Genomic DNA, 4,209 nt, shown 5'->3' on the forward strand with positions numbered 1-4,209 from the left:
GGCCGTGCGTCTCACGGCCGCGGATCCCGCGGTCGCGAGTCCCGCCGCCGCCCGTACCCGGCGCCGTGCTCCCGGCGGCCGCCGCGCGGGGCGTACGGCCGTCGGCGCCTCGTCCGTCGCGTCCGATCAAGGGCGGAACCCCACGCCCGCCACGCCGGTCATCCGCTCGGGGTGCTCGCCGACCGTACCGGGCTGGTCCGGGCGCCACAGCGGCAGGTAGACCACGCCCGGCTCGACCAGCTCGAAGCCGGAGAACATCGCGGTGATCTGCTCGTGGGTGCGCATGGTCAGCGGGGTCGGCGTCCGCCGGTAGAGCTTCTGGTGGTCCTCGGCTTGGTCCGGGCGGCCCTCCAGAGAGGCGTGCGAGAGCACCAGCGCGCTGCCGGGCGGGAGGGCGTCGCGGATCACACCGATCTGCTTCCACGGGTCGTCTTCGTCGCCGACGAAGTGGGCGACGGCAACCAGCAGCACGCCCACCGGTTCGCCGGCCGCCAGCAGTTCGGCGACCTCGGGACGGGCCAGCAGGTCGGCGGCGTCGCGCAGGTCGGCCTGGACGACGGCGCTGCCCGGGTCGTCCTCCAGCAGCAGGCGGCTGTGCGCGACGGCGACCGGGTCGCGGTCCACGTAGACGACTGTCGCCTCGGGGCGGATCGCGCGGGCGATCTCGTGCACCGCTCCGAAGGTCGGGATGCCGGATCCGATGTCCAGGAAGCGGGTGACGCCCTGCTCGGCGAGGAAGGTCACGGCCCGGCGCAGGAAGGCGCGGTTGGAGCGCATGATCTGCGGCAGCTCCGGCCACAGGGCGATCGCCTTGCGGGCCATCTCCCGGTCGACCTCGAAGTTGTGCGAGCCCCCCAGGTAGTAGTCGTAGACCCGCGCGGCGTTCGGTTTGTCCAGGTCCGTACCCTCCGGTACCCAGCTCGGTCGCCGCATGCCTGTGACTCCTTCACTCCGGATTCTGGGGTTGCAGCGCCCAGGGGGTGCTGCCGTGACTGATGAGACTACAAGCACGGAAGATCCTCCCCTGCACCCCGAACGGGTGCAAGCGGAGTGCCCCCTTCCCGGCTGACGGGCGTTTCCGGAACGTTCACTTCCGGGCGGGGCCTGAGCCGCGGACCAACTCGACAACGTTCCAGCAGCGTTCGCCCCTCCGCCCGACCGGGCCGCAATAGTGTGGGGGCCGTGGATCCCAACCACTACCGATTCCGGGGCGTCTGGCGGCTCACGGCTCCGGCACCCGCCGTCTACGCGGCGTTGGAGGACGTGCGGAGCTATCCGCTGTGGTGGCCGGAGGTCCGCGAGGTCCGGCCGACCGGCGACGACTCCGGGGACATGGTGGTGCGCGCACTACTGCCGTACCGCCTGGCGATCGGCCTGGTGGCGAGTCGGCGCGACCCGGTCGCCGGGGTGCTGGAGGTGACCATGCGGGGCGACCTGGACGGCTGGTCGCGGTTCACGGTGACGCCGGACGGGCCGGGCGGGCCGGACGGCGCGGGCAGCCGGGTGCTCTTCGAGGAGGACACCCGGCCCGGCAAGCCCCTGTTGCGCCGGCTCGCCCTACCGCTGCACCCGCTGTTCCGGGCCAACCACGCGGTGATGATGCTCCGTGGACAGCGAGGGCTCGCGGCGTATCTGGCGGCGAACAGATGACAGACGACAGCTTTCAGCAAACAGATGACAGATTTCGAAATCTGTCATCTGTTCGCGACGCCTCCGCCCCCGCGCCCGCCGACGCCCCCGACCCCGGCTTCGGCTTTGACGCCCCCTTCGACCGCACCGGCACCGGCAGCAGCAAGTGGGCCCGTGCGGACGCCCCCGGGGTGATCCCGATGGGCCTCGCCGACATGGACCTGCCCGGCCCGCCCTCCGTCGCCGAGGCGCTGGAGCGGCGCGCCCGTCACCGCGCGTACGGCTACACGGTGTGCGACCCGGCCGGCCGCACGCTGGTGGCCGACTGGTACCGCGCCCGGCACGGCGCCGCGGTGGACCCGGACTGGGTCCTGCTGCTGCCCTGCGGCCCCCGCACCGCACTGCGCATCCTGCTGGAGACCGTACGGCCGCAGGCCCCCGTCCTCTTCCCCACCCCCGAGTGGGGCGGCTTCGCCCAACTCTGCCGCGCGGCCGGCCTCCCGTACCGCGAACTGCCGCTGCACCTGGGCCCGGGCGGCTACCGACTCCCGCACGGCCCGCTCCCCCGCCCCGCCGGCGCCGTGCTCCTGAGCAACCCCCACAACCCCTCCGGCACGGTGTGGTCGGCCGGCGCGGTGCGCGCTCTCGCCGCACGAGCGGCCGAGAACGGTGCGCTGCTGGTCTCGGACGAGGTGCACGGCGACCTCACCCACCCCGGCCGGGCCCACCCCGTCGCCGTCACCACCGTCGACCCGGCGCACCGGCACCTGGCCGTCACCCTCAACTCCGTCGGCAAGACCTTCAACTGCTCCGGCATTCCCAGCAGTTTCGCCCTCGTCCCCGACCCCGGACTGCGGGCCCGGCTCACCGAGGCGCTGGCCGGCTACGGGCTCTGGGAGGGAGGCCTGCTGGAGCAGACCGTACAGCGGGCGGCGCTGTGCGAGGGCACCCCATGGCTGGACGCGTTGCTCGCCCACCTGGCCGCCGCCCGCACCCGGCTGACCGATCGGCTCGGGCCCGCCGTCCGCTCCGCCCCGCAGGCCTCCTACCTGCTCTGGCTGGACGCCGCCGCGCTCGGCCTGCCGCCCGCAGACGCCCGCCGGGCGCTGGTGGAGCGCTGCGGCCTGGAGGCCTCCGACGGCGCCGAGTTCGGCCCCGGCGGCCGGGGTTCGCTACGCCTGAACTACGCCCTGCCGGGGCCGGTGCTGGCGACCGTCCTGGAACGGCTGGAGCGCCTGTGACCCCGGCACATGCCCCGACAGGACCCACCCCGCACCCCGCCGGCCGACCACCCGGCGATCCCGGCCTCACCCGTTCGCCACACCGCTGACCTGCAAGAACGAACGTTCACACGATTTTTGCGGGGCGCCCCGGCATGCTCCGTAGCAGACTGGGCAGGGTAGACCGGGCCGCAATCGTGATCCCGAGGATGGTGAGTCCGGTGATACCGGTATCCCGCACCACTCCGCCCGACCGGCAGAGCACGCCACTACCCCCTCCGGGGGTGACCCCGCTGACCGAATCGGGGGCGCGCAGCCACGTGTCGGGCGTCTGTTTCAAGATCGGACCGCCCCGCCTGGTGGGTGTGGAGGTCGAGTGGTTCGTCCATGACGATCGATGTCCCTCCCGGCCCGTACGGCCGGAACTGCTCCACGCCGCACTGGAGTCGCTGCCCCTCGGCGGCCCGGACGGCACCTCGCTCCCCTCCGGTTCGCGTCTCACACTCGAACCCGGCGGACAGGTCGAGCTCAGCTCCCCGCCCGCCACCGGCCTCCTGGCCTGCGTCGAGGACACTCGCCGCGATCTGACCGCCCTGCGGGCCGCCTTCGCGGCGCAGGGCCTGCGACTCACCGGCACCGGGACGGACCCGCTGGCCCGCCCCCGACGGATGGTGCTGGACCACCCCCGCTACCTCGCGATGGAGCGCTTCTTCGACTCCGCCGGGCCCTGGGGCCGGATCATGATGACCGGTACCGCGTCGGTGCAGGTGTGCCTGGACGCCGGCGACGCGGACGGCCCGCACGCGATGGAGCACCGCTGGCGACTGGCCCACCTACTGGGCCCGGTGCTGGTCGCCGCCTTCGCCAACTCCCCCGTCCTGGACGGACGTCCGACCGGTCACCGGTCCACCCGGCAGGCCGTCTGGTCCCGGATGGACCCGACCCGCACGCTCGCCCCGGAGCCGGACCACGGCGACCCGCGCGAGGCCTGGGCGCAGTACGTGCTGGACGCCCGGGTGCTGTGCGTACGACGGCCCGAGGGCCTTCCCTGGACGGCCCCGGCCGGGCTGACCTTCCGCGACTGGATCCGCGGCGCGGGCGAACGCCCGCCCACGCTCGACGACTTGGACTACCACCGCACCACCCTCTTCCCTCCGGTGCGCCCGCGCGGCCACCTGGAGCTGCGGATGATCGACGCCCAGCCCGGGGACGGCTGGGTGGTGGTCGCCGCGCTGGTCACCGCCCTGCTGGACGACCCGGTGGCCGCCGACGCCGCGCTGGCCGCGCTGGAGCGGCTGGACCCCTTCGATCGACCGGAGGGGGCGGGCGGCCCGCGCCCGCCGCGCAGCGAGGTCTGGCG

The 4,209-nt window shown here is 74.0% G+C and carries 4 protein-coding genes; 3 read left to right on the top strand and 1 reads right to left on the bottom strand.

Annotated features, from left to right (window positions below; translation table 11 throughout):
* Positions 1-126 precede the first annotated feature (126 nt).
* Positions 127-933 (bottom strand): SAM-dependent methyltransferase, encoded by an 807-nt coding sequence (locus KS423_RS39885; protein WP_224284621.1) that lies wholly within the window; start codon positions 931-933, stop codon positions 127-129.
* 249 nt (positions 934-1,182) lie between these two features.
* On the opposite strand from KS423_RS39885, the gene KS423_RS39890 reads away from it, so the two are divergent.
* From KS423_RS39890 to egtA, 3 genes are all read left to right on the top strand, one after another.
* The gene (locus tag KS423_RS39890; RefSeq protein WP_224284622.1) at positions 1,183-1,650 is read left to right on the top strand and encodes an SRPBCC family protein; all 468 of its coding nucleotides are present in this window, start codon (positions 1,183-1,185) and stop codon (positions 1,648-1,650) included.
* On the top strand, positions 1,647-2,870 hold the full coding sequence (locus KS423_RS39895; protein WP_224284623.1) for an aminotransferase class I/II-fold pyridoxal phosphate-dependent enzyme: 1,224 nt from the start codon (positions 1,647-1,649) through the stop codon (positions 2,868-2,870). The genes KS423_RS39890 and KS423_RS39895 overlap by 4 nt, the downstream gene beginning before the upstream one ends.
* 263 nt (positions 2,871-3,133) lie before the next feature.
* Positions 3,134-4,209, top strand: a 1,076-nt coding sequence (gene egtA, locus KS423_RS39900; protein WP_224284624.1) for an ergothioneine biosynthesis glutamate--cysteine ligase EgtA, incomplete at its 3' end; no start/stop codon positions are given.

Origin of the sequence: Streptomyces sp. LS1784, assembly GCF_020103755.1 — a bacterium.
Classification (GTDB): Bacteria; Actinomycetota; Actinomycetes; order Streptomycetales; family Streptomycetaceae; genus Kitasatospora.

Coding starts and splice junctions, on each gene's coding strand:
- KS423_RS39885 (WP_224284621.1), bottom strand. CDS start 933: ATGCGGCGACCGAGCTGGGTACCGGAGGGTACGGACCTGGACAAACCG.
- KS423_RS39895 (WP_224284623.1), top strand. CDS start 1,647: ATGACAGACGACAGCTTTCAGCAAACAGATGACAGATTTCGAAATCTG.